Here is a 24,936-nt window from a genome sequence, read left to right as displayed (position 1 = left end):
AGAAAGGAGTGTAGCCCTGCGCCATCATTGGGCCGGGTTTTCTGCTTTTTTTACCTGGGCAAGGCTCTAGACCAACGTAGGGGGGTGGCCTTTAAGGCCAGTAGCGCTAAACTCCGGTTGGCTGTCCTTTCTGTCCACCCTGGCTGGAATATAAAAATGAAAAATAATAATAGCCTGCTACGCCATCTACCCTGGCTGGTGCTGGCAATCGTAGGAGCGTGCGCCCTGGGCGTAGTGGCCTTGCGCCGCGGTGAGGCGATCAACGCCTTGTGGATTGTGGTCGCTGCGGTGGCCATCTATCTGGTTGCGTACCGTTACTACAGCCTGTTCATCGCTAACAATGTGATGCAACTCGATCCACGGCGGGCCACCCCCGCAGTGCTCAACAATGACGGTCTGGACTATGTGCCGACCAACAAACACATCCTTTTCGGTCACCACTTTGCGGCGATTGCCGGTGCAGGCCCGCTGGTCGGCCCGGTGCTGGCAGCGCAAATGGGGTATCTGCCGGGCACGCTCTGGCTGATTGCCGGCGTGGTGCTGGCCGGTGCGGTGCAGGACTTCATGATCCTGTTCCTGTCCACGCGTCGTAACGGCCGGTCCCTGGGGGACATGGTTCGCGAAGAAATGGGCCGCATCCCCGGGACCATCGCGCTGTTTGGCTGCTTCCTGATCATGATCATCATCCTTGCGGTGCTGGCGCTGATCGTGGTCAAGGCCCTGGCCGAGAGCCCGTGGGGTATCTTCACGGTGATGGCGACCATCCCGATTGCGATGTTCATGGGCATTTACATGCGCTACATCCGCCCGGGTCGTATCGGTGAAATCTCGATCATCGGTGTGGCGTTGCTGCTGGGTTCGATCTGGCTGGGCGGGCAAATTGCCGCTGATCCGGTCTGGGCCAAGGCGTTCACCTTTACCGGGATCCAGATTACCTGGATGCTCATCGGCTACGGTTTCGTCGCGGCGGTACTGCCGGTATGGCTGATCCTCGCGCCACGCGACTACCTGTCGACCTTCCTGAAAATCGGCACCATCATCGCCCTGGCGATCGGCATCCTGGTCACCATGCCAGACCTGAAAATGCCGGCGCTGACCCAGTTCATCGACGGCACCGGCCCGGTGTGGAAGGGCGGTCTGTTCCCGTTCCTGTTCATCACCATTGCCTGTGGCGCGGTCTCGGGTTTCCACGCGCTGATTTCTTCGGGCACCACGCCCAAGTTGCTGGCCAATGAAAGCCATGCGCGCTACATCGGCTATGGCGGCATGTTGATGGAGTCGTTCGTGGCCATCATGGCCATGGTTGCCGCCTCGGTGATCGAGCCTGGCGTGTACTTCGCCATGAACAGCCCGGCCGCGATTGTCGGCACCGACGTGGTGACTGTTGCGCAAACCGTCAGCAGCTGGGGCTTTGCGATTACGCCTGAGGCGCTGTCGGCCGTGGCCCATGACATCGGTGAAACCACCATCCTGGCGCGTGCCGGCGGTGCGCCGACGCTGGCGGTGGGTATCGCGCAGATCCTGCACAGTGTGCTGCCGGGTGAAAACACCATGGCATTCTGGTACCACTTTGCGATCCTGTTCGAAGCCTTGTTCATTCTTACCGCCGTCGACGCCGGTACCCGTGCCGGTCGCTTCATGCTGCAAGACCTTCTGGGCTCGTTCGTCCCGGCGCTCAAACGCACCGAGTCCTGGACCGCCAACTTGATCGCGACCGCAGGTTGTGTGGCGATGTGGGGTTACCTGCTCTACCAAGGCGTGATCGACCCACTGGGCGGCATCAACACCTTGTGGCCGCTGTTCGGTATCTCCAACCAGATGCTGGCGGGTATCGCGCTGATGCTGGCCACCGTTGTGCTGATCAAGATGAAACGCCAACGCTACATCTGGGTGACCATGGTGCCGGCGGTCTGGCTGCTGATCTGCACCACCGCAGCGGGCCTGATCAAGCTGTTCGACGCCAACCCGGCGATCGGCTTTCTGTCCCTCGCCAAGAAATACAGCGATGCCCTGGCCAACGGCCAGATCCTCGCTCCGGCCAAGAACATCGACCAGATGCAGCACGTAATCTGGAACGCCTACACCAACGCAACGCTGACGGCGCTGTTCCTGTTTGTGGTATTCAGTATCCTGTTCTATGCGCTCAAGGTCGGCGTTGCCGCCTGGGGCAACAAAGAACGTACGGATAAAGAAGCCCCGTTCCAGGCCGTACCGGACGCGTGATCGAGGATTGCAACCATGTTCAATGACATCAATCGCCTCGGTAAATACCTCGGTCAGGCCGCGCGCCTGATGGTCGGCATGCCCGACTACGATACGTACGTCGAGCATATGCAAACCAAACACCCGGACAAACCGATGATGGACTACAAGGCGTTCTTCCGAGAACGCCAGGAAGCCCGTTACGGCGGCAAGGGTGGGCCCAAGTGCTGCTGACCCGATAATTCGGGCTGGCAGTGAATCCCCTGTGGGAGCGGGCTTATGTGGGAGCTGGCTTGCCTGCGATAGCATCACAACGGTGTAACTGATACACCGAGGTGTTTGCATCGCAGGCAAGCCAGCTCCCACATAAGCCCGCTCCCACATTTGTTTTGTGTTCCTTCAGTTAACAGGAGATCAGTTTTGTCCTCTCCCATTCCCGTCACCGTCCTCAGCGGCTTCCTTGGCGCCGGCAAGACCACCTTGTTGCGGCACCTGCTCAAGGCCGAGCATGGCTTGAAAATCGCCGTGATCGAAAACGAATTCAGTGATGCCGGTATCGACACCCAACTCTTGGGCGCAGAGCCGGTGCAAGTCATGACCCTGTCCAACGGCTGCGTGTGCTGCACCATCCACACCGACCTGACCAAAGCCCTGTACCTGTTGCTCGAACGACTGGACAGCGGTGAGATCGCCTTCGACCGTCTGGTGATCGAGTGCACCGGCCTGGCCGATCCGGCCCCGGTCGCCCAGACCTTTTTCATCGACGAGGAGCTGCGCGAGCGCTACATCCTCGACGGCATCATCACCCTGGTGGACGCCGCCCACGCCGAGCATCACTTGACCCAGACCATCGCCCAGGCCCAGATCGGTTTTGCCGACCGCCTGCTGGTGAGCAAACGCGACCTGGTGGATGCCGCCACCTTTGATGCCCTCAGCGAACGCCTGACCCGCATTAACCGCCGCGCGCCGATCCGCGTGATGGACCATGGCGCCATTGACCTGGCCGAACTGCTCGATGTGCGTGGCTTCAACCTCAACGCAGGCATGACTCTGCGCCCGGTGAGCACCGCACCGTCCATCGACCGCATTTCAAGCCTGGTGCTGCGCACCGACCAACCGCTGGACATCGACCGGCTCAGCGCGTTCATGAACGAGCTGCTGGAAGACCACGGCAAGCAACTGCTGCGCTACAAGGGCGTGCTGCACATCGCCGGGGAAGAGCGGCGCATGGTGTTCCAGGGCGTGCTGAAGCTCTACGGGTTCGATTGGGATACCGAGTGGGAGGAGGGTGAGGCGCGGGAGAGTGTGATTGTGTTTATTGCCGATGAGTTGCCGGAAGACAAGATTCGCGAAGGCTTTGCCAAGGCCTACCAAGCCTGACCTGAAATGCCTTCAAAATGTGGGAGCTGGCTTGCCTGCGATGGCGGTCTGTCAGTTATTCCATCAATGACTGGCCACCGCCATCGCAGGCAAGCCAGCTCCCACAGTTGACCCTGTTTCAAATTGAAATTGGCATAAAAAAGCCCGACTCTTCAGCCGGGCTTTTTGTTCAAGCAACTGCTATTAAGCGCCGTATACCGGCAGCTTCTTGCAGATGGCCTTGACCTTCTCACGCACCGCATCGATCACGGCTTCGTTGGAAAGGTCCGCCAGGATGTCGCAGATCCAGCCGGCCAGCTCCTTGCACTCGGCTTCCTTGAAGCCGCGAGTGGTCACCGCCGGGGTGCCGAAGCGCAGGCCGGAGGTGACGAACGGCGAACGTGGGTCGTTCGGCACGGAGTTCTTGTTCACGGTGATGAAGGCTTTGCCGAGGGCGGCGTCAGCATCCTTACCGGAAATGTCCTGCTTGATCAGCGACAGCAGGAACAGGTGGTTTTCGGTACCGCCGGAGACCACGTCAAAGCCACGCTCGATAAACACTTCGGCCATGGCCTTGGCGTTCTTCACCACTTGTTGCTGGTAGGTCTTGAACTCAGGCTGCAGCGCTTCCTTGAAGCAAATCGCTTTAGCGGCGATCACGTGCTCCAGCGGGCCACCCTGGGCGCCCGGGAATACGGCGGAGTTCAGCTTCTTCTCAATCTCGGCGTTGGCGCGTGCCAGGATCAGGCCGCCACGTGGACCGCGCAGGGTCTTGTGGGTGGTGGTGGTGACCACGTCAGCGTAAGGCACCGGGTTCGGGTAGACGCCCGCAGCGACCAGGCCCGCCACGTGAGCCATGTCGACGAACAGGTAGGCGCCAACCTTGTCAGCGATTTCACGGAAGCGCGGAAAGTCGAGGATCTGCGAGTAGGCAGAGAAACCGGCCACGATCATTTTTGGCTTGTGCTCGACCGCCAGGCGCTCGACTTCGTCGTAGTCGATCAGGCCGTTGGCATCGATACCGTATTGAACGGCGTTGTACAGCTTGCCGGAGGAGGAAACGCTGGCGCCGTGGGTCAGGTGACCGCCGTGGGCCAGGCTCATGCCCAGGATGGTGTCGCCGCCTTGCAGCAGGGCCAGGTACACGGCGCTGTTGGCTTGGGAACCGGCGTGGGGCTGGACGTTGGCGTAATCGGCGCCGAACAGTTGCTTGGCACGGTCGATGGCCAGTTGCTCAACCACGTCGACGTACTCGCAGCCGCCGTAGTAGCGCTTGCCTGGGTAGCCTTCGGCGTACTTGTTGGTCAGCACCGAACCTTGAGCCTCCATCACCGCGGGGCTGGTGTAGTTTTCCGAAGCGATCAGCTCAATGTGCTCTTCCTGGCGCACGGCTTCTTGCTCCATGGCGGCAAAGAGATCGGCGTCGTACTTGGCAATAGTCAAATCACGGCTGAACATGGCGGTCCTCAAGGATCGGGGGCAGAAAAGGAGGGCATTCTAACCCAATGGGTTTTAGATGGCATATGAAAGGACATCATGTCGCGCACAAGCGGGGTTCACTTGGGGATAGGCGGTGCCTGGGCGGACGCTATCGCAGGCAAGCCAGCTCCCACACTTGATCGGGTTCACACAGTCAAAATGTGGGAGCCGGGCTTGCCCGCGATGAGGCCATTCGCCCCACTACAAGACCTCAGTCGAACATGAACAGCGCATCATTACTGAACTGCGCCTCGAACCGATTCGCCGGCATCGGCCGCCCGAACAGATAACCCTGCACCTCATCGCAGCCATGCTCGCGCAGGAAGTCCAACTGCTCATGGGTTTCCACACCCTCGGCGATCACCGCCAGGTTCAGGCTGTGGGCCATGGCGATAATGGCGCGGGCGATCTGTGCATCCTGCTCGCCTGACGGCAGGCCATCGACGAAGGTGCGGTCGATCTTCAGCACATCGATGGGGAATTGCTTGAGGTAGTTGAGCGAGGAATAACCGGTACCGAAGTCGTCCACCGCAATGCTCAGGCCCAGGTTTTTTAAGCTGTCGAGGATCTGCATGGCCTCGTTGACTTCGCGCATCAGGATACTTTCGGTCAGCTCCAGCTCCAGACACGCAGGCGGCAGGCCAGTGTCCTTGAGGATGGTGGCGATGCGCGTGCCGAGCTGGCCGTCGGAGAACTGCCGCGCCGAGATGTTCACCGAGACTTTCGGCACGCGCACCTTGTTCTGGTGCCAGGTCTTGAGCTGGCGGCAGGCTTCGCTGATGACCCAGTCGCCGACATCCACCACCAGGCCCAACTCTTCCAGTACCGGGATGAAATCCCCCGGCGGCACCAGCCCGCGGCGTGGATGGCGCCAGCGCAGCAGGGCTTCGGCGCCGGTCAGGCGCTTGCCGTCGCCGCTGAACTGTGGCTGGTAATAAAGCACGAATTCGTTCTGTTCCAAGGCATGACGCAAGTCGCTTTCCAGCTCCAGGCGTTCCAGCGCACTGGCGTTCATGTCGGCCTGGTAGAACTGGAAGTTGTTCTTGCCGCGTTCCTTGGCGTGATACATCGCCGTGTCAGCGTTTTTCATCAGCTGGCTCAGCTCATTGCCGTCCTGCGGGCTGAGGGCGATGCCGATGCTGGCGGTCACGAAGAATTCGCGGCCTTCCAGTACAAAGGGCTTCACCAGGCTGGCGAGGATCTGTTCGGCCACATGAATCGCGCGGTTCAATGCCAGTTCACGGTTGACCCGTGGTTGCAGCAGCAAGGTGAACTCGTCGCCGCCCATGCGCGCCACGGTGTCGTCTTCGGCCACGCAGCCCAGCAGGCGCGTGGCCATTTCCTTGAGCATGCGGTCGCCGGCGGCGTGGCCCAGGGAGTCGTTGATCGGTTTGAAGCGGTCGAGGTCGAGGAACATCAGCACCACCCACGACTTCTGCCGCTCGGCCGCCTGCAACGCGGTGTGCAGGCGGTCCTGGAACAGCGTGCGGTTGGGCAGGTGGGTCAGGGCATCGTAATAGGCCAGGCGGTGGATGCGCTGTTCGCTGGCCTTGCGCTCGCTGATATCACTGAAGAAACACACGTAGCTGGCCAGGTCGCCTTCGTCGTCGAACACGGCGGTAATGCCGACCCACGCCGGGTAATGCTCGCCGTTGCGGCGCTTGAGCCACACTTCGCCTTCCCAGGTGCTGTGCTGGTGCAATTGCTTGAGCACGTAGCGCAGGTGCGCTTCCTGCTGTTCGTCGACGGTGAGCATGTTCGGTAACTGGTCGAGTACATCGCTCACCGCGTAGCCGCTGACCCGGCTGAACGCCTCGTTGGCCTGCACGATATAGCCCGCCGGGTCGGTAATCAGGATCGCCGAGGTGGAATGCTCGAATACCGTGGCCGCCATGCGCAGGTCTTTCTCGGCGCGGCGTTGCTGGCTGATGTCGCGACCCACGCCAAGGATGCCCTCGAAAGCGCCGTGCTCATCCCATACCAGCACCAGGCGCAGCTCGATCAGCACCTTGCGCCCGTCGGCGCGCAGGCAATCGAACAGGAACAGTTGGGTTTGAATGTCATCGCGCAGCGTGTTCAGCGCCTCGGGGTTGCCCAGCGCGCGGCTGACCTGTTCCATCAGGCTATAAATGCCGTTCAATTGCTTGGGATTGGCGATGATCGACTGCCAGCCGTGCTTGAACACCCAGTCCACGTCATAGCCCAGCACCGCGTTGACCGAAGGGCTGATGTAGTTGAGGGCCAGTTGGCTGTCGGTGGAGCAGATCACGTCGCTGATGCTTTCGGCCAACATGCGGTAGCGCTTTTCACTGTCGCGCAGGGATTCGCTGGCTTCGATCTGGTCGGTGATGTCCTTGGCCACGCCGATAATGCGGGTGATCTGCGCCGTCTTGTCGCGGGCCAGGGCTTGTTCGCGAATGTCGAAGCGGCGCCACTGGTTATTGCGATGGCGAAAGCGCAACTGGCACTGCAATTGGGTGGTGTAGCCGATCTGGCGCTGTTGCTGGCGCAGGTCGTGATAATGCTCGGCGTCTTCGGGGTGCAGCAGGATTTCCCAGAAGTACTCGCCCATTTGCTGCAGTTCGGCTTTGTTATACCCGAGGGTATGGCCCAAATGGTGGTTGCTGAAGATCATGCGCTGGCTGATGACGTCCTGCACATACAGGTGGTCGGGCACGGTGCGGACCACGTCCGACCAGAACCCCTCACGCTCCACCAGCGACAGCTCGATCAGCTTGCGGCTGGTGATATCGCTGATGCTGAGGATCACGGCCTTGAAATCGTCCTGCTGCTCCGGCAGGCGCATGACCAGCCACAGGTATTGGTCGTTGCCGGCCACGTCCTTGAGCTGGATCTCAAGCTCCAACTGGTTCTGGCGGGCCAGGAAGGCTTCGAGTATCGAGTAACCGATCGCGGTGGCGTTGTGCGGGCAGTCATCGATCAGGCGGTCCCAGGCTTCTTCGCAGGAGCTCACATTCAACAGGCGCACCGCCACCTGGTTGACCTCGGTGACGCGCAGCTCCTTGAGCAGTCGCTTGCGCTCGTCGGGGTTGTCCTGCAGCCAGGCATGCAAGTGTTCACGAGTCTGCAAGGCGGTCTTGTCGAAAAAGGCGTTGAGGCCAGAAAGGTCAAGCACGCACAGGGCCACGCCGGTGCCTTCGAAAATGTCCTGGTAGCGCCGCCGGCCTTCGTTGACCTGGCGCTGACGGCGGCGCATGTTCAGCAGCACGATCACCGGGATCAGCGAGAACGCCAGGCCCAGCAGGCATTTGCCGATAAACGCCGGCAGCAGTTGTTCCAGCACGGCGGTGCGGTCGAACAGCCCGCGCAATTGCCAGTCGCTTTTGCTCAGGGGCGTGACCAGCACGCTTTTGTTCATTTCGTCCGGCGTCAGGGCACCGGCCCATTGGGCTGGCATGCCGCTGTCACGGCTGATGACGCGCTGGTTGAGGCGATTCTCGATAACCCACGTCGGGCGTTGGTCCTGGCCGTCCTGGCGCGTCAGGCTGGCCAGGTAGTCGGGCGTCAGGCGCAGCGCCCAATACATCTTCGAGCCGCCGCTGGGCTGGTGCAGCAGCAGATAGATGAGGTTGCCGTCGTTGCTGTTGCTCAGGTAATAAGATTGGGAGTGGCTGCGCTGGACCAGTTCTTCGAGCCAGGCGCCATCCTGGCTGTCGGTGGCGCTGTCACTGATCATTGCGCCGCTGGGGGCGAGCAGGGCAACGCTGCGCAGCTCCGGCAGCGAGCGCTGCAGCATGCGCATCAAGGCCACTTGCTGTTCGCTGTCACGGGGCGGTTCGACCATCGGGAGCAGGTTCAGGGCGATCTTGGCGCTGAGGGCCATGTTCAGGCTGATCTGTTCAGCCAGGTCGGCGCTGTAGTCGATGGTGTATTGCTGCTGGTCCTTCTGGTTCTGCTGCAGTTGATCCAGCAGTTGCCAGAACAAAAGCGCAAGCAGCAGGAGGACAAGCGTCGCCAACGCGCCCTTGAGGGTGCCGTGCAGGGGCGCTCCCGGCGCTATATGAGCGGCGCGCAGGGGAGTGGGCGGCGTGACTTTGGACAAGCTGTGATCCTGCGGTTTGGCTGGACTGGCGCGCGACGTGCACTATAAGCCGGACGCCCGGAGGGCGGCTAGCATGCCTTGACTTGTGGCAAAGTGCCAGCCCCGCTCGGCTGAACGTTTTTGTGTCTGATTATGTCAGTCGTCCGTTTCAATCGACTTGTTGTCCTGGCTGAGCATTTTCGTCCGAGTGGCGGTTACGTAGCTTTGTGATCGGCAAATGCCGTTCACAGGGATACGTCATGAATAGTTTTCTGCACACTTCAAGCCAAGATGAAAATGATCATGCACGGTTCGAAATAATTAGAAGAAGCGAGCAGGGTGCACCAGAAACATTAGCCTATATCAAGGATATTTATCAGCGCCGTTACGGGGCCGAGATGACGCCCGGTTCCGATTGGCTGGTGGCGCGTCGCAACCTGGCCAGTGGTGCGTTGACCGCCTGCGCGGGCATCTCCTTCGCGTCGCCTGCCCGGCCACTTTTTTCCGAGCGCTATTTCGACACACCGATCGAAACCGTGCTGGCGGGGCTGAGCAAGCAGGTACTGCGGCGGGAACACATCGTTGAGATCGGCTCGCTGGCGTCTGACGACTCCCATGCCGCCGCGGAAATTATCAAGGCATTGCCGATACTCGCCTGGTTCATGGGCGCCAAAGCCATCCTGTGCACGTCGACGCGCAGGTTGCGCGTTTTGCTCAAGTACCACGGCATTCCGCTGCGGGTCATGGGCGAGGCCGAAAGTGCTCGGCTGTCGCCGCAGGAACTGCAGCAGTGGGGCACTTACTACGCGCAGTCGCCGCAGACCGGCGTGATTCTGCTCGAAGAGTGCTCGCATCTGTTCAACCAGTACTGCGGCCGGTTGAAGTTTTCTGCGTTTGATCACCTGATCGCCCATACCGAGCAGGTGGCGGCATGAATGTCCTGAGTGAAATCATGGCGCAGGCGCTGCACACACCGGATGCGCCTGCCGTGGTGCAACTGGCGGCGGATTGTACGGCGCCCGAGGCGGTGGCACTCACCTATCGACAACTGGTGGCCCAGGCACAACGGTTGGCGAGCGTCCTGATCGATGATACGCCCGCCGCCGGCCAGGTGGGCCTGGTGATGGGGAACAGCGTCGAGTGGGTGGTGGCCGATCTGGCATCAATGCTGGCTGCACGGGTCGAGGTGCCTGTACCCCTGGCGTTTTCCGTGGATCAGGCGCGGCATCTGTTGCAGGGGTGTGCGCTGGTCCTGGTCGACGAAGCGGGCGAACGCACCCTGGATATGTGGCGTTGCGCCGGGCTGAGGCTGTCCGCGGCGGTGCGCAGCGTCTCGGTGGTCAATGAGCCTGCGCCGGGCCGGGTGTCGACGCCCGCCGCGTGCGCCGCCACCGACAGCGTGATCAAGGTGATTCACACCTCCGGTACGACGTCCCGGCCCAAAGGTGTGAAGATCCGGCGCGACGGGTTGGGCGCATTGGTCGAAGCGCTGTGGCAACGGGCGCGGCGCGATGATTATCAGCGCTACCTGGTTCTGGTGCCATTGAGCCTGTTGATCGAACAGGTCACCGCGCTCTATATGCCCCTGACGTCTGGCGGTGCCGTGCTGTTGCCCGCACCCAGCCTCGCTCCCCTTGGCAGCCCGGGAGTGATCGCCGAAGACCGCCTGGACTTGATCCGTCAGGCACGACCCACGGCCATGACACTGACCCCGGCGCTGGTCGAGGCGATTGCCCGGCGCGTTGAAACCCTGGGGGCCATCGAGCGCATCGAAGGGTTATTCGGTACGCCGCGATTGCCGCTGCTGGCGGCCGGTGGCGGCCCAGTGGACGTGGAGGTCCTGCTGCGCCTGCAGCGAGCAGGCATTGATGTATTTCAAGGGTATGGCCTCAGCGAGAACAGTTCGGTGGCCACTTGGAACTTTCGCGGCGCGAACCGCGTGGGCAGCGTCGGGCAAGCATTGCCGCATGTCACGTTGCGCCTGGGCGCGGACGGTGAGCTGCTGCTGCGCAGCAGTTCGCTGTTTGCCGGGTACACCAATGAAGACCCCAGCAGTTGCGCCCTCGATGATGAAGGCTGGCTGCACACCGGCGACCTGGCCCGGATCGACGCAGACGGCTTCGTCAGCATCATCGGTCGCAAAAAAACCATGATCATCACCGGCAATGGCCGCAACGTGTCTCCCGAATGGCTCGAAGCCGCTTACCGGCAAGTGCCGGGTGTCGAGCAGGCGATTGTCTACGGCGACCGGCAGGCGTTCATGGGAGGCGTGTTTATCATCGACGCCCAGGCCGACCCGGCCGACGTCGGCGCCGCCATCGCAGCGTTCGCCCGCACACACCTCAACGAAATTGAACAGATTGCGCAGCCGCTGCTGATTCCGCGCAGTGAAGAGGCCATGCGTCGATTGTTCACGGTGACTGGACGGCCCCGTCGCGACCAGGTGCCCGCGTTCCTGAATGACTGCACCGCGAGGATTCGCGCATGAAGCTCCTGACTTCACCCCACACCGCCCACGCTGGCCTGATCGTCGTGCCCGAGAGGCCTCAGGCACTGCATGCACTGGAACCCGGCATGCTGAAACAGTGGTTGATCACCCATGGTTACCTGGTACTGCGCGGCTTTGACCACAGCATTGACGCGTTCTCCCGGTTGGTTCGCCAGAGCAGCAGTCGAATCAGTCTGGACCCCGCACGCAGTTTCGATGGCGACACGGCGCAGAAAGTCGACGCCGGACTGGGCGCCGTGGGCCTGCACTGTGAAAACGGCAACAGCCCCTTCTGGCCAGACCTCTGCTGGTTCTATTGCCAAGTGCCGCCGGCGCGCGGTTCCCAGACGACCCTGTGCGATGGCAAGGCGGTGTATGGGCATCTGGCGCCCGAACATCGCGCGGCGTTCAGCGAGCGCGACATCCTGTACGCCCGCCGCGTGGAGGCCATTAAATGGAAGACCTATGCCTTTCATGCGTTGGCCCACAGCGAAGGCGCACCGGCCTGCATTGAGTCCGTCGTGCTGCAGGACTTGGTCTCGCTCACCGCCGGCACCCCTGGCGCGCAGATCGAGCTCAATGCGGACGATTCGATCACTTACCGCTTTCGCACCCCCGCCGTGCGTAACAGCCGGCTTTCAGACGAGATTGGACCGAGTTTCGCCAACAGTATTTTCGGTCCCTCCAACCATTACGAAGCGCCACGCATCACCTTTGCCGATGGCGAACCGATCGATCCGCAGCTGTTGCTCGCCGTTGAGGCCGTGTGCGAGCGCTTCACCGTCGACGTCGGCTGGCAGCACGGCGACGTGGTGCTGATCGACAACACCCGTGTCATGCACGGGCGTCGAGCGATCGACGACCCGGCCCGCACCATCTTCAACGCCCTTTCCTATGCCCATTGAGAACACCGCGATGAACGCTCTGAAGAACATTAACGAACTGGCTCATATCAATTACTTGCACCCCAACCGCATGGAGTGGGCCGCCGCCCGCACTGATGCCGAGTTGCAGTTCCTCTCCACGGCGCTGGTCGGGGAGGCTGGTCAGGAAGAAAAAGCAGTGGCTTATCTGTACAAGGAACTGGGGCAACTGGCCGAAATCGAGATGCATGTCGCCAATACCATGACGCGCATACTCTGCGAAGCGCAGGCCGACCACGATACGCTCGGCGCGGGGGACGCACTGTATGGCGCGCTGTCGTGTTTCGCCGCCGAAGAAATCAACCACGCCAGCAGCTTCTATCAGTACATCCGGCATTTGTCCGGGCGTGACATCAAGCTCAAGGACAACCTGTTCAACGAGCGTCGTGCACTCTATGACGAAAACGACTCGCCGCGGATCAAGCTGGCCGCACTCTGTGCCACCGCCTATGTGGGCGAATCAATCATTACCGTGTTCGAACGTCGTTTGAAGGTGCTCGACCCGATGCAGCGTAGCCTGCTGACGCGTCTCCTGCATTTTCATGGCCTGGATGAGGCACGGCATATCCAGTTCGATCATTACATCTTCGAACACGTGATTCCGTCGCTCACCGCCTCCGAGCGTCGACGCATGCACCAGTTGATTCACGACACCGAGGCGATGAACACGCAACTGGCTATTACCAGCGGCGAGCAGATCAAGGCGGCATTCAATCTGGACTACACGCAAAACAACAGGGCCGCCGAGACCCAGTTGGACATGACGCTGCGGTTTCGTGAAATTGTGCAGTCTCAGGATTTGATTCGCACTGTCGACGAGCACATGGACGTGGACACGGCGGGCATCGTCAAAGCGTTCTCCAGCGCCAGCGCGATACATACCCAGTACTTTCATTGAGGGGTGCCACATGAAGCCGCAAACACTTGCCGCACAGGCATCGGTGAACCAAGGGAAGTACCCGTTGAGTGTCGTGGCAGTGCTTGTTGCGCTGTTTCTGGCAGCGATGGACAGCACGGCGGTCAGTACCATCCTGCCGCAGATCAATGCGCAGCTGCAGGACACGACGCTGTATCCGTGGGTTGTTTCCGGCTTCTTGTTGCCCTTGGCGCTGATCGCACCGTTGGCGGGGGCCTTGGCCGACCGCTTCGGGGTCAGCGTGATGATGAAAGTCAGCCTGCTGGTATTCATTGGCGCCTCGGCCTGGATCGCCAGCAGCCAGAGCATGCTCATGGTGATTGTCGGCAGGGCGCTGCAAGGCATGGGCGCGGGCGGGATCATTGTGCTGTCCTATTCATTGCTGGCCTCCCTGTTCGAGGGGGCACGGCGCGCGAATATGCAAGGCATGCTCAGCGGCGTATGGGGCCTGGCCGCCATTCTGGGGCCGGTCGCGGGGACGGTATTGGGCAGCACTTTGAGCTGGCGCGCGGTCTTTTGGCTGAACTTGCCGTTGGGGGCGCTGGCCTTGTTGGCGCTGTGCTTTGCCCCGACGGTGGGGCGTGGCCAATCGAGCCGGCATGTCGACGCGCTGGCGCAAAGTGCGCTGGCCATATTGGCGTGTGCCGGGTTGTTCCTGCTGAGCGGCGATCCGCTGGCATGGATGGCGTATCCCATATCGACACTGGTGGTCATCATGCTCATCAGCCTGTTGGTACTACTGGTGCGTGTGCGCAGGACTCCGCGCAGCAGCCCAGTGCCCCTGGGTTTCTTCGCTCAACCAGCGCTGGGGGCGACCCTGGTGCTGGTGATCACTTCGAGCATCGGTCTTTATGCCTCGGTCAGTCTGTTGCCGATTGCCCTCAGTCATGGCACCGGTGGGGCGTTGTCGAGCGGCGCGCTGGTCATGCTGGCCGCGCTGGGCTGGGTGGCTGGCGCGACATTCTGCGGCAAGCGTCTGGCGCGCGTGGGCTTCAGGCCCATGGCGGCGGGCGGTATGTCGATGCTGCTGCTCGGCTGCCTGTTCGTCGCGGCAGGCCTGCGCTGGGCGTTCTGGCCAGCCATTGCCGTCGGCCAGGTATTGATTGGCTCCGGCATGGGCTTCACCGCGACCACCACCCTGGTTTTTGCGCAGAACTGCGCGCCCCCGGATCAGTTGGGTGCCTACACCTCCACGGTACAATTCCTGCGTAGTCTGGGTGCGGCGTTTGGTGTTAACGGCATGGTCGCCGTGGCGCTTCATCTGCCTTCGGAGAGTGCCTATCCAGGCACCTTCCTGCTGCTTGGTCTTGTCATGGGATGCGGTTTATTCTTCGCCTACGGATTGCCTGTAAAACATGGATTACGAGAAGACTGACCGGGGTAGGCATGCATCACGATGAAACACATTATTCAGCATTAGTCATTGAGCGGCAGTTAACGAACATCAAGGACGAGGGGGAGCCCCACAGGCACCCGGTCGGCCAATTTGTATTAGTGAAAAAAGGCATGCTCTACGGCCATACGGAAGACCAGCGCTGGTTGCTTAAACCCGGCATGGCCGTGTGGATTCCGCCGCAGACCCTGCATGCAGGCGTTGCGTACAGCCAGGTTGACCTTACCGTGTTGTACCTGGGCCGGGAACAGTCGAAGGGGTTCTCCACCACCCTCAAACTGATTGAATCCTCGGCGCTGATCATTGCGCTGTGCGATCGACTGGCTGAAGAAGCCGCCCGGCCGCTGTCGGAAGCGCAGCGCAACTGCATTCTGCAACTGTTGTTACAGGACATCACCGAACTCTCAGCCAGTAATATGGTGTTGCCTTTGCCCAGTGACGGGCGGCTCAAACGCGTCACCGACCAGTTGATTGCCCGGCCAGGGTTGCGCAAGAGCCTGGCGGAGTGGGGCAATGAAGTGGGTGCCACCGAGCGCACGCTGACTCGCCTGTTTCGCAAGGAAACCGGGTTGTGCTACACCCAATGGTATAACCGCCTGTTACTCGTCGAGGCCTATCGCGGGTTGATGATCGAACCTACCAATGAGCGCCTCGCGCACCACCTGGGGTTTGCCTCCAGCGATTCATTCGGCCATTGGTTTCGCCGTGTCACCGGCAGCAGCCCGGGAAAAGTGCGCAGCAGTCTGCAGGGCGTCGCTGCAAGAGCGGCTTGAGACTGTCCGTTTCGTTCGGCTTTGTGGCTGACTGAACCATTTTGGACAGGATGCCGCTGCCTTAGGGTGAAGGCTCATATCCGATGAGGTTGGGCCTGATGATCGACTACGACGCAATTAAAATCTTCCACGCGCTGGCAGCGGTCGCGGCAACCGGACCGCTGCTGGTCGCCCCATGGATGTCCGCCCAGCTCAAACACTGCAGTCATGACAACAAGCCATTACTGCTGCGCGGTCTGACGTTTACCGATCGCTTCTATAATGTAGCGGGTTGGGGGCTGATCCTGAGCGGCATCCTGATGTTTTGGCTCAAGGAGTGGCAGCGCTGCTTCGAACTCTGGTTTTTGCTCAGTGTGGCCCTGTTCGTGCTGGATTCGGCAGTGGAGAAGCGTTGGCGCGAGCCTGCGCACGAGGTGTTGCAAACCAGTACCCCTGATGCCGAACAGTGGCAACCGGCGGCGAGGCAGATCCATCGTGGGGTGCTGGGGCAAGCGCTATGCACCTCTGCGATCCTGCTGGTGATGCTGCTGCACAGCACGCTGGACCTGAAGGTGCTGGCGCTCAAGCTATTCTGAGGAGCCTTGAGCGACGTCGGTCGGCGTTCCGCATCTGTGCACAGGATCATCTTGACGTAGAATACCTGCCTTTGTTTATGCAGTTCATCAGAGGGCTCCATTTTGGCTCAATACGTCTTCACCATGCATCGGCTGGGCAAAGTTGTTCCGCCGAAGCGGGAAATCCTTAAAAACATTTCGCTGTCCTTCTTCCCAGGCGCCAAGATCGGCGTGCTCGGCCTTAACGGTTCGGGTAAGTCCACGCTGTTGAAAATCATGGCCGGTGTCGATACCGAGTTCGAAGGCGAAGCCCGCCCGATGCCTGACCTGAACATCGGCTACCTGCCGCAGGAGCCGATTCTCGACCCGACCAAGACCGTGCGTGAAGTGGTCGAAGAGGCCGTCAGCGTGATCAAGGACGCCCAGGCGCGCCTGGACGAGGTCTACGCTGCCTACGCCGAACCGGATGCCGACTTCGACAAGCTGGCCGCTGAACAGGCCAAGCTCGAAGCCATCCTGCAGGCCGGCGACGGTCACAACCTGGAGCGCCAGCTGGAAGTGGCCGCCGACGCGCTGCGTCTGCCGGCGTGGGACGCCAAGGTCGAGTTTTTGTCCGGCGGTGAAAAGCGTCGTGTGGCCCTGTGCCGCCTGCTGCTGTCGGCCCCGGACATGCTGCTGCTCGACGAACCGACCAACCACTTGGACGCCGACTCCGTCGCCTGGCTGGAACATTTCCTTCACGACTTCCCGGGCACCGTGGTTGCGATCACGCACGACCGCTACTTCCTGGACAACGTGGCCGGCTGGATCCTCGAACTCGACCGTGGCGCCGGTATCCCTTACGAGGGCAACTACTCCGGCTGGCTGGAAGCCAAGTCCGACCGTCTGGCCGCCGAATCCAAGCAGCAGTCGGCCCACGAAAAAGCCATGAAGGAAGAACTGGAGTGGGTGCGCAAAGGCGCCAAGGCTCGCCAGTCCAAATCCAAGGCCCGCCTGCAACGCTTCGAAGAAATGCAGTCGCAGGAATTCCAGAAGCGCAGCGAAACCAACGAGATCTACATTCCGGCCGGGCCGCGCCTGGGTGACAAGGTCATCGAATTCAAGAACGTCTGCAAAGGCTATGGCGACCGTGTGTTGATCGATAACTTGTCGTTCTCCATGCCAAAAGGCGCGATCGTCGGCGTTATCGGCGGTAACGGTGCGGGTAAATCCACACTGTTCCGCATGCTGATGGGCAAGGAAACCCCGGACTCCGGCAGCATTGAGATCGGCGAAACCGTGCAGTTGGCCTGCGTGGATCAGAGCCGTGAAGACCTGGACGGCAGCAAGACGGTGTTCCAGCAGATCTCCGACGGCTCCGACCAGATCCGCATCGGCAATTATGAAATCCCGGCGCGCACCTATGTCGGCCGTTTCAACTTCAAGGGCGGCGACCAGCAGAAGTTCGTCAAGGACCTGTCCGGTGGTGAGCGTGGACGCTTGCACCTGGCCCTGACCCTGAAAGAGGGCGGCAACGTCCTGCTGCTCGACGAACCGTCCAACGACCTCGACGTTGAAACCCTGCGTTCCCTCGAAGAAGCCCTGCTGGACTTCCCGGGCGCCGCCATTGTGATCTCTCACGATCGCTGGTTCCTTGACCGCGTCGCGACGCACATCCTGGCGTACGAAGATGACTCGCAAGCGGTGTTCTTCGAAGGCAACTACACCGAGTATGAAGCGGACCGTAAAAAGCGTTTGGGTGACGCAGCTGCCCAGCCGCACCGCGTACGGCATAAAAAGCTGGCCTGATTCGGGTTGGTGGTTTGAAAGAGCGGAGCCTTCGGGCTCCGTTTTTTTGTGTGCGTTTCTGGAATACCGAGTCGTTTGCATCGCAGGCAAGCCAGCTCCCACACCTGACCGCGCCGAGGCGGATGTACTCGATCAAGGTGGGAGCTGGCTTGCCTGCGATAGCGGTTTAACTGTTGGTGCACCACTCAAGGCTAAATCCCCATTTAAGGGCAAAAAAGACAGTTATTTATATCAAATGCACCATTTAAATTCACAAAAGCGACATTTTGCCCTGTTGCAGTGCGAAATGAATTGATAAAGTCCGGCTCAATCTCCCTTAACAACAATCAATTTGCCGAGACTGTTCATGACCGAATCCGTCGAGTCCTTCCTCGCCCGCCTCAAGAAACGCGACCCCGACCAGCCGGAATTCCACCAGGCCGTGGAAGAAGTCCTACGCAGCCTGTGGCCGTTTCTCGAAGACAACCCCCACTATCTCAATTCCGGCATTCTGGAACGCATGTGCGAGCCGGAACGTGCGATTACTTTCCGGGTGTCGTGGGTGGATGATCAGGACAAGGTTCAGGTCAATCGCGGGTTCCGTATTCAGATGAACAGCGCCATCGGCCCTTACAAAGGTGGCCTGCGCTTCCATCCTTCGGTGAACCTTGGGGTGTTGAAGTTTCTCGCCTTCGAACAGACCTTCAAGAATTCCCTGACCTCGCTGCCCATGGGCGGCGGCAAAGGTGGCTCGGATTTCGACCCCAAGGGCAAGAGCGACGCGGAGGTCATGCGCTTCTGCCAGGCGTTCATGAGCGAGCTGTACCGCCATATCGGCGCCGATGTGGATGTACCTGCCGGCGATATCGGCGTGGGCGCCCGGGAGATCGGCTTCCTGTTCGGCCAGTACAAACGCCTGAGCAACCAGTTCACCTCGGTCTTGACCGGCAAGGGCATGACCTACGGCGGCAGCCTGATCCGCCCGGAAGCCACCGGTTTCGGCTGCGTGTACTTCGCTGAAGAGATGCTCAAGCGCAACGCTCAGCGGGTTGAAGGCAGACGCGTGGCCATATCCGGCTCCGGCAACGTGGCGCAATACGCAGCGCGCAAGGTCATGGACCTGGGCGGCAAAGTGATCTCCCTGTCTGATTCCGAAGGCACGCTGTACGCCGAAAACGGCTTGACCGAAGAACAATGGTCGGCGCTGCTGGCGCTGAAAAACGTGCAACGCGGTCGCATCAGCGAACTGGCTGAGCGTTTCGGCCTGGAGTTCCGCAAAGGCCAGGCGCCATGGGCACTGGCCTGCGACATCGCGTTGCCCTGCGCGACCCAGAACGAACTCGACGCCGACGCCGCCCGCACCCTGCTGCGCAACGGCTGCATCTGCGTGGCCGAAGGCGCCAACATGCCGACGACTTTGGAGGCTGTGGATATCTTTATCGAGGCCGGTATTCTGTTCGCGCCGGGCAAGGCGTCCAATGCCGGCGGCGTTGCGGTCAGTGGCCTGGAAATGTCGCAGAACGCCATGCGCCTGCTGTGGACCGCCGGTGAAGTGGACAGCAAGCTGCACAGCATCATGCAGTCCATCCACCACGCCTGCGTGCATTACGGCGAAGAAAACGGCCGGATCAACTACGTGAAAGGCGCGAACATCGCGGGTTTCGTCAAAGTCGCCGACGCGATGCTGGCCCAAGGCATCGTCTAAACCTCGGGCTCGATGCGCAGCACTTCAATCAACTGGTCACCGACGGGGCGTTTCCACAACACCTCGTCACCCACCTGCGCAGCCAGCAACGCGCGGCCCAGGGGCGAGCCCCAGTTGATCAAGCCTGCACCCGCATCGGCCTGGTCCTCGCCGACCAACTGAATGCGTTGTTGCTCGTCCTGCTCATTGGCAAACGTCACCCAACTGCCGATCTGCACCTTGTCGGTGGAGGTGGCGGGTGCGACTACCTGGGCGCTTTGTACGCGTTGGTTAAAGTAGCGCAGATCTCGCTCAAGGTCGGCCTGGCGCTGTTTATCGGCCTTCTCACCCTTGGCGGATTCGGCGCTGTGCTCAGCCTGCAATTGCGCTACCTTGGCCTGCAACAGCGCCAACCCTTGCGCGGTCAGGCGATTGGGCTGCTCACTGACCTGACGCTCCACTGGCTGATCAGCCTGGGCGGCGGCGTTGTCTTCATTTACAAATGCACGGCTCATGGTGTTCTCCCTCAATGGAGTTTGGGCCATGTTCGCTGCGCGATCGTTCCAACGCTCTGCGTGGGAATGCAGCCATGGACGCTCTGCGTCCCCGAAAAACGACCTATTGCGAGCGATAAGCCCTGGCGGCGTCGCGGTCTTTCTCCCGTTGCCACGCGCGATCCCGGTCATCCCAGCGGCGTTCCTTATAATCGCGCAGGTCCTCGTTCTCGCGCATCGCCTTGCACTGGCGAAACCCGTCTTCCCAGCCTTGGGCATATTGCCGATCCTTGAGATAGCGCGGCACGTTCTTGCGAAACTCACCGGTAATCACGCCCGCGGCTTGGCGACCGCTGCTGCAGCCATCAACAAAACCGTCCGCAAACGCCGGTGGGTAACCCTTGGCCAGCAAATCCTGATGAGTTGACTGGCAACCGGACAACACCATCACTGCACACAGCAATATCGCAGACCGCCACATGGCGTACTCCCTGGCCGTTTCACGGCGTATAGGGAGAAGTCTAGATCGGGATTCGTTGGGGGGATGTGAAAGGGGTGTGAGAAAGGTGTTGTTAAAGGGCCATCAACGACGATTCCCTTTAAATTGCAGGACGTTTCCTAGAGAATCTCCAGCCTATTGCGGCTTAGGGTTTGGGCCACTAGTCTCCTGGCTTCGCTGTGAAAACAGCGACCGGGTTTAGCGACCCGAACCACTGAGACTCATCCTCTTTGCACACTGGCAGGCGGTTCTTGCGCCTATCGGTCGTGTTATGGCGGCTGTGCGCGGGAGATCTTCGGATCTACCGGGTGTCTAGGTGACCGGTTCGCTAACCTGCGTACAGCTGCCACCCCATTATGTTTAGCGACGTGCTGTGGTGGCCCTTTATCTCACTTAGTAGGTACACCATGTCTAAAGTCGTCCCCGATCCACCCCTGTCCTCAATCACCACCCTCGGCGTCGTCACGTTCGGTGATTACGGCGAAAACGAAAAACCGCTGTTCCGCGTCAATGCCGGCATGCCGCTTGATCAAGCACTGGAACACGCCTCTACTTTGCTTTTCTACTCCAAGAAACTCGCCATGGAAGCCGCGATGGATGTGCGTGGCGAACAATACGCATGGGCTGCGCATTACCTGTGCGAGATGGGCAAGGCCGTCGTGGATGACTTGACCCAAGCGATGACACCTGCCGCTTAAGCGGTGACATTACTTATGTGGCGAGCGGTGCTAGCCCGCTCACCACAAGGTTAGCGAAGATTTTCGGTCGTTCAAATGTAATCTCAGTCGTAATAGCCGACTGTTTTTTTCAGTTGCTCCGCGTACTCATAAATCTCATCAATGGATGAAATCGCATGACGGGTCTCATTTTTTTCTTCGTCAAATATTCCGAGGTATTTTTGGCTGCGATTGAAGTGGAGACGGCAAATAGGCTTACGATTGTTGTCGTCCAGTAATATCCCAAAGTAACTCTGGGTATCACGCTGAACGATTCGTTTGGCGTCGACAACGGAGCGGACGACAGCCCGGACGATGTGATACCCCTCCAACTCTTCAAGCGTCGTCAGTACCTTATCTTCAGACTCGTCTCGGCCTTGAATATCTGCGTTCGCGCTGTTTGCGACAGTCAATGACGCTATCGTCGGCTGAATCGCACCGCTCATTGCCGACTTGAGCCGATCATTGATTTGGTCATTAAGAAACTGAGCCAGCGCTTTCCGTGTCAGTTCGAAAAATTGTTCGCGGACTTTTTGGGTGATTACGCCTTCGTAAACACGGGATGCGAAAAACTTCACGAATTCGTCTTCTGGTTTACTGACCTGGGCACCGATAATTTTTTTGAGTTGACTGACATATTTCAACTCTCCAGCAGCGTTGATGATTGAGTCGACGTCGAAAGCAGACTTGGTGAGCTTTATCAACTCCGGCACGGAGTATTCATCGATATCCAGTAAGTCCAATTCCAAAAAAGGCTTCTCGTCCATTTTATTAGGGGCGTCCAGATCGGTAAAAAACCTATAAACCTGGCCGTTGGTGAGAATTGAAATTCTTGCGCTTGTTACGTGGAAATAGCGGAAAAGCTGCGAAGCGTGATTGATGCTCAATGACTCGCCGATTTTTTTGCATTCGATGAGTATCTGGACTTCTCCATTTTTCATGATTGCGTAATCGATTTTTTCGCCTTTTTTCGTCCCGACATCGCAGACAAATTCAGGCGTCACTTCTTGCGGATCAAATACGTCATAGCCTAATACCGTGTTGATAAAGGGCATTACAAAAGCATTCTTTGTGGCTTCTTCCGTTTGGATGGCAGGGCCTTGCAAACGGACTTTTGCTGCAAGACTGGTGAGTTTTTCAAAAAATTCCATATAAGCCTCTTACCCTATCGGATCCGTGAATAGATGTGATGGCAAAGTGACTGCCATTCGATACTAGACACAAAACGCCGCAAAGAGAATGAAGTAAAAGGAAAGTTTGTCTGAACTGAAAAAGCTAAAAACTTTCTGGAATTTCTTTCATAGTTTTCAATAAGTTGAAAGCGGAGTGTGAATTTTTGCGTGTAAGCACACACGTCAGAAAATTCTGAGCCGCTCAGATCGATGGATTAAGCTTGCCGTTCACCAACTTTCGTCATCGCCGCATGCTCGCCCAATTCCTGCTGGATAAACGCCGCAATCATCGCCCGATACACATGCTCAGTTACCTCAGGATTGGCGCCCACGGTTTCCGATAACCCCCGCACCTTGGCAATCACTTGTTCAACCCGTTGCGGCGCCTTGACGTCAGCGGTGTCTTTCTTGAAACGCGCTGCCTGTGACACGTAGCGGCCACGCTCGGCCAGTAGAGTGATGATTTGCTTGTCGAGAAGGTCGATGTTGGTTCGCACTTCTTCAAGGGTGGTGCAGGTAGCGGCCATGTTGGTTGGAACTCCATTTTGATTTTTTGGCAGGCTTGAATCAGTAGTGATACCACTTCACCTCAAGCATCACTTCATTCACCGGCGTCGACAGGTGGCTGTACTCGCGCTGCGCGCTCAGGCGCAGGCCCAGGTTGCGTGACAGTTCCCATTGCTGGTTCAGGCTGATGCTGCGCCGTACTTCACCATTGGTGAAGAAATCACCCTTGGCTTCCAGGCTCAGATTCCCCAGCGGATTCTTCCACAGCACACCGGTGTTAAACCCGGCCGCAGGGGAGATGACTTCGTTGAAATCATTGTTGTGTTCCACGCGCACGGTGCCGAGGGCGAAGCCGAGCATGTCGTCGCGCAGTTGCCAAGTGCCGCCGGCGCCGCCGTTGACGTGGGCGACCAGGGTTTCGTCATCGTGTTTGCCGGGTACCCGCTCCAGGCCGCCGGTGACTTGCCATGACCACGGCTGCAACAGGGCGTTGCGCGGGGTCAGGGAGCGGATGGTGGCAAGGTCCAGTTGCTGCAATTGCCAGTGGTTGCCTTCGTACTGGCGCAGTTTCATTTGCAGGATTTCGATCTGCGCGCCGAGGGGGAAGCCTTCGGCGTTGTCGTTGAGGTCGTGGTAGGCCATGCGCAGGCCGTATTCACCGAATGCCTTGTCGCCACGGGTGCCGAGGCCGGCTTGCCAGGTGCGCGATTCATGGCCGTTTTCCGGCAGGCCAGGGGGCGTGATCTTCAGGTCGGGCGCGGGGTTCTGGTTGATCGCGCGCAGCAGTTCGAAGCTGCGCTGGGAGCGTGCGGTGTCGCGTTCCAGGCCATTGGCGCGGTAGCGGCCCAGGCGATAGGCGGCGTCGATGATCAGGGCCTGGCGCTCGCGGGGCAACGCTTTGAAAGCTGGGTCCTGCAATTGTTTCTGGTCGTCGCTGACGTTGAGCACCCATTGTTGCTCATCGCCGTCCAACGGTTTGGCGCGCTCGAGCAGCTCGCGCTCACGGGACGGCCGGTAATCGATCTTTTCTACAAGACCTGCCTCTTTCACGGCCTTGACCGTGTCGGTCGGGATGGCGGTGAGTGGGAACTGTTCGGTCAGGCGCAGGCCGGGGCGCGCCACTTGCAGCAGTTCGAGCAGGCGATAGGAGCAGTTTTCGTCGAAGAAAAAGTAGTCGAACTGGATCTGCTTGAGCTCCCACACGTGCTCGACCATGCGTTTGGTCTCGACTTCGGTCAGGTTCAGGCGGTATTCCCACAGGTCGCGGTTTTCGAGGCTACGGTACTCGGAGAGTTTTTCCTGGTAGGGCACCAGGGCGAACAGCCCGGGATAACCGCCCATCAGGCCTTTCCAGGCGTAGAGGATGCTGTTGTCGGAGCCCTCGATATAGGCGCCGAAGTTGATCGCGTAGCTGAGCAGGGCGGTGTTGTTGCTCTGTACGTCGGCCTGGTCGATGCGCAGCAGGGTGTGGCCGAACATCGAGGACGGGCTGTTAAGGTAGGCCGCCGGGAAGATCATCACCGCGCTGTGGGGTGCGACGTCCTTGAACCATTGCTTGAATTCTGTGCAGTCCACGGCCGGCAGGTCAGTGAGGTGCAGCTGATCCTTGAGCCAGCGGGTACGTGCGGGATAAACGCATTGGGCGTGCTTTTCGCCAAGGCTGGCCGGTGCGTAGAGCGCATCAACGGTGGCCTTGAGTTCGGCGTCGGGATGGTGGGCGCCATCGGCGGCGAGGAAAAACTTTTTGTCGCTGACATAGCTGCGCCAGCCACTGATTTTACCGGCTTCGTAATGGCCCAGAGATAGCCAGAACGGATCATTGGCCAGGTGCTGCAAACGTTGATCGTCAATCTGCGGTGCCGCGTACAGCGGGGCGCAGGCCAAGAGTGCCATCCAGGCAAAGCGTTTGAGCATAGGGGCAACTTAAGTCGGAAAAATAGAGACCCAAAGGGAAGGCGGGCCCAAAAA

Annotated in this window: 21 protein-coding genes; 14 read left to right on the top strand and 7 right to left on the bottom strand. The window is 59.7% G+C overall.

Annotated features, from left to right (window positions below):
* Positions 1–156: 156 nt before the first annotated feature.
* The 3 genes from KVG91_RS09195 to yjiA all read left to right on the top strand — a co-directional run bounded on the left by KVG91_RS09195 (position 157) and on the right by yjiA (position 3,582).
* Positions 157–2,223, top strand: a complete 2,067-nt coding sequence (locus KVG91_RS09195) for a carbon starvation CstA family protein (protein ID WP_169377542.1) — start codon at positions 157–159, stop codon at positions 2,221–2,223.
* A 15-nt stretch (positions 2,224–2,238) separates the two neighbouring features.
* Complete coding sequence (locus KVG91_RS09190) at positions 2,239–2,436, top strand: YbdD/YjiX family protein (protein WP_033901562.1); 198 nt, start codon at positions 2,239–2,241, stop codon at positions 2,434–2,436.
* Positions 2,437–2,622: 186 nt separating this feature from the next.
* Positions 2,623–3,582, top strand: coding sequence for a GTPase (gene yjiA / locus KVG91_RS09185; protein ID WP_169377543.1), 960 nt, complete (start codon positions 2,623–2,625; stop codon positions 3,580–3,582).
* Between the two features lie 183 nt (positions 3,583–3,765).
* Here the strand turns inward: yjiA and glyA are convergent, their stop codons facing one another.
* On the bottom strand, positions 3,766–5,019 hold the full coding sequence (glyA, locus tag KVG91_RS09180) for a serine hydroxymethyltransferase (protein ID WP_169377544.1): 1,254 nt from the start codon (positions 5,017–5,019) through the stop codon (positions 3,766–3,768).
* 232 nt (positions 5,020–5,251) lie between these two features.
* Positions 5,252–9,103, bottom strand: coding sequence for a bifunctional diguanylate cyclase/phosphodiesterase (locus KVG91_RS09175; protein ID WP_169377545.1), 3,852 nt, complete (start codon positions 9,101–9,103; stop codon positions 5,252–5,254).
* Between the two features lie 239 nt (positions 9,104–9,342).
* Here KVG91_RS09175 and KVG91_RS09170 point away from each other — a divergent pair, with 239 nt between their 5' ends.
* From KVG91_RS09170 to gdhA, 10 genes are all read left to right on the top strand, one after another.
* Positions 9,343–10,017, top strand: coding sequence for a thermostable hemolysin (locus KVG91_RS09170; RefSeq protein WP_169377546.1), 675 nt, complete (start codon positions 9,343–9,345; stop codon positions 10,015–10,017).
* Entirely contained in the window at positions 10,014–11,570 is a 1,557-nt protein-coding gene (locus KVG91_RS09165) for an AMP-binding protein (protein WP_169377547.1), read from the top strand. Before KVG91_RS09170 ends, KVG91_RS09165 begins: the two co-directional genes overlap by 4 nt.
* Complete coding sequence (locus KVG91_RS09160; protein ID WP_169377548.1) at positions 11,567–12,475, top strand: TauD/TfdA family dioxygenase; 909 nt, start codon at positions 11,567–11,569, stop codon at positions 12,473–12,475. The genes KVG91_RS09165 and KVG91_RS09160 overlap by 4 nt, the downstream gene beginning before the upstream one ends.
* A gap of 10 nt (positions 12,476–12,485) precedes the next feature.
* Entirely contained in the window at positions 12,486–13,391 is a 906-nt protein-coding gene (locus KVG91_RS09155) for a diiron oxygenase (RefSeq protein ID WP_225926959.1), read from the top strand.
* 10 nt (positions 13,392–13,401) lie between these two features.
* On the top strand, positions 13,402–14,784 hold the full coding sequence (locus KVG91_RS09150) for an MFS transporter (protein WP_169377550.1): 1,383 nt from the start codon (positions 13,402–13,404) through the stop codon (positions 14,782–14,784).
* An 11-nt stretch (positions 14,785–14,795) separates the two neighbouring features.
* Complete coding sequence (locus tag KVG91_RS09145; RefSeq protein WP_169377551.1) at positions 14,796–15,575, top strand: AraC family transcriptional regulator; 780 nt, start codon at positions 14,796–14,798, stop codon at positions 15,573–15,575.
* 98 nt (positions 15,576–15,673) lie between these two features.
* On the top strand, positions 15,674–16,150 hold the full coding sequence (locus KVG91_RS09140) for a hypothetical protein (RefSeq protein ID WP_169377552.1): 477 nt from the start codon (positions 15,674–15,676) through the stop codon (positions 16,148–16,150).
* Between the two features lie 102 nt (positions 16,151–16,252).
* The gene (gene ettA, locus KVG91_RS09135; RefSeq protein WP_169377553.1) at positions 16,253–17,917 is read left to right on the top strand and encodes an energy-dependent translational throttle protein EttA; all 1,665 of its coding nucleotides are present in this window, start codon (positions 16,253–16,255) and stop codon (positions 17,915–17,917) included.
* A complete protein-coding gene (locus tag KVG91_RS09130; RefSeq protein ID WP_217894916.1) occupies positions 17,868–18,212 on the top strand; it encodes a hypothetical protein in 345 nt (114 codons plus the stop codon). The genes ettA and KVG91_RS09130 overlap by 50 nt, the downstream gene beginning before the upstream one ends.
* A gap of 51 nt (positions 18,213–18,263) precedes the next feature.
* Positions 18,264–19,601 carry an NADP-specific glutamate dehydrogenase gene (gene gdhA / locus KVG91_RS09125; RefSeq protein ID WP_169377554.1) on the top strand — a complete coding sequence of 446 codons (1,338 nt, stop codon included), beginning with the start codon at positions 18,264–18,266 and terminating at the stop codon, positions 19,599–19,601.
* Here the strand turns inward: gdhA and KVG91_RS09120 are convergent.
* A complete protein-coding gene (locus tag KVG91_RS09120; protein WP_169377555.1) occupies positions 19,598–20,095 on the bottom strand; it encodes a GreA/GreB family elongation factor in 498 nt (165 codons plus the stop codon). The genes gdhA and KVG91_RS09120 overlap by 4 nt on opposite strands.
* 103 nt (positions 20,096–20,198) lie before the next feature.
* Complete coding sequence (locus tag KVG91_RS09115; RefSeq protein WP_169377556.1) at positions 20,199–20,555, bottom strand: hypothetical protein; 357 nt, start codon at positions 20,553–20,555, stop codon at positions 20,199–20,201.
* A 425-nt stretch (positions 20,556–20,980) separates the two neighbouring features.
* Here KVG91_RS09115 and KVG91_RS09110 point away from each other — a divergent pair, with 425 nt between their 5' ends.
* Positions 20,981–21,271, top strand: coding sequence for a DUF3077 domain-containing protein (locus KVG91_RS09110; RefSeq protein ID WP_169377557.1), 291 nt, complete (start codon positions 20,981–20,983; stop codon positions 21,269–21,271).
* Positions 21,272–21,354: 83 nt separating this feature from the next.
* Here KVG91_RS09110 and KVG91_RS09105 read toward each other — a convergent pair whose 3' ends face one another.
* The 3 genes from KVG91_RS09105 to KVG91_RS09095 form a co-directional block, all read right to left on the bottom strand.
* Positions 21,355–22,440 (bottom strand): type I restriction endonuclease, encoded by a 1,086-nt coding sequence (locus KVG91_RS09105; protein ID WP_169377558.1) that lies wholly within the window; start codon positions 22,438–22,440, stop codon positions 21,355–21,357.
* Between the two features lie 236 nt (positions 22,441–22,676).
* Positions 22,677–22,988 carry a chorismate mutase gene (locus KVG91_RS09100; protein WP_169377559.1) on the bottom strand — a complete coding sequence of 104 codons (312 nt, stop codon included), beginning with the start codon at positions 22,986–22,988 and terminating at the stop codon, positions 22,677–22,679.
* A 40-nt stretch (positions 22,989–23,028) separates the two neighbouring features.
* A complete protein-coding gene (locus KVG91_RS09095) occupies positions 23,029–24,882 on the bottom strand; it encodes an Lnb N-terminal periplasmic domain-containing protein (protein ID WP_169377560.1) in 1,854 nt (617 codons plus the stop codon).
* Positions 24,883–24,936: the final 54 nt, after the last annotated feature.

Source organism: Pseudomonas azadiae, assembly GCF_019145355.1.
GTDB lineage: Bacteria > Pseudomonadota > Gammaproteobacteria > Pseudomonadales > Pseudomonadaceae > Aquipseudomonas > Aquipseudomonas azadiae.
This window is presented reverse-complemented; position numbering and strand designations above follow the sequence as displayed.

Coding starts and splice junctions, on each gene's coding strand:
- KVG91_RS09195 (WP_169377542.1), top strand. CDS start 157: ATGAAAAATAATAATAGCCTGCTACGCCATCTACCCTGGCTGGTGCTG.
- KVG91_RS09145 (WP_169377551.1), top strand. CDS start 14,796: ATGCATCACGATGAAACACATTATTCAGCATTAGTCATTGAGCGGCAG.
- KVG91_RS09160 (WP_169377548.1), top strand. CDS start 11,567: ATGAAGCTCCTGACTTCACCCCACACCGCCCACGCTGGCCTGATCGTC.
- KVG91_RS09100 (WP_169377559.1), bottom strand. CDS start 22,988: ATGGCCGCTACCTGCACCACCCTTGAAGAAGTGCGAACCAACATCGAC.
- KVG91_RS09170 (WP_169377546.1), top strand. CDS start 9,343: ATGAATAGTTTTCTGCACACTTCAAGCCAAGATGAAAATGATCATGCA.
- KVG91_RS09095 (WP_169377560.1), bottom strand. CDS start 24,882: ATGCTCAAACGCTTTGCCTGGATGGCACTCTTGGCCTGCGCCCCGCTG.
- glyA (WP_169377544.1), bottom strand. CDS start 5,019: ATGTTCAGCCGTGATTTGACTATTGCCAAGTACGACGCCGATCTCTTT.
- KVG91_RS09105 (WP_169377558.1), bottom strand. CDS start 22,440: ATGGAATTTTTTGAAAAACTCACCAGTCTTGCAGCAAAAGTCCGTTTG.
- KVG91_RS09150 (WP_169377550.1), top strand. CDS start 13,402: ATGAAGCCGCAAACACTTGCCGCACAGGCATCGGTGAACCAAGGGAAG.
- gdhA (WP_169377554.1), top strand. CDS start 18,264: ATGACCGAATCCGTCGAGTCCTTCCTCGCCCGCCTCAAGAAACGCGAC.
- KVG91_RS09110 (WP_169377557.1), top strand. CDS start 20,981: ATGTCTAAAGTCGTCCCCGATCCACCCCTGTCCTCAATCACCACCCTC.
- KVG91_RS09120 (WP_169377555.1), bottom strand. CDS start 20,095: ATGAGCCGTGCATTTGTAAATGAAGACAACGCCGCCGCCCAGGCTGAT.
- KVG91_RS09155 (WP_225926959.1), top strand. CDS start 12,486: ATGAACGCTCTGAAGAACATTAACGAACTGGCTCATATCAATTACTTG.
- KVG91_RS09140 (WP_169377552.1), top strand. CDS start 15,674: ATGATCGACTACGACGCAATTAAAATCTTCCACGCGCTGGCAGCGGTC.
- KVG91_RS09115 (WP_169377556.1), bottom strand. CDS start 20,555: ATGTGGCGGTCTGCGATATTGCTGTGTGCAGTGATGGTGTTGTCCGGT.
- KVG91_RS09190 (WP_033901562.1), top strand. CDS start 2,239: ATGTTCAATGACATCAATCGCCTCGGTAAATACCTCGGTCAGGCCGCG.
- KVG91_RS09165 (WP_169377547.1), top strand. CDS start 10,014: ATGAATGTCCTGAGTGAAATCATGGCGCAGGCGCTGCACACACCGGAT.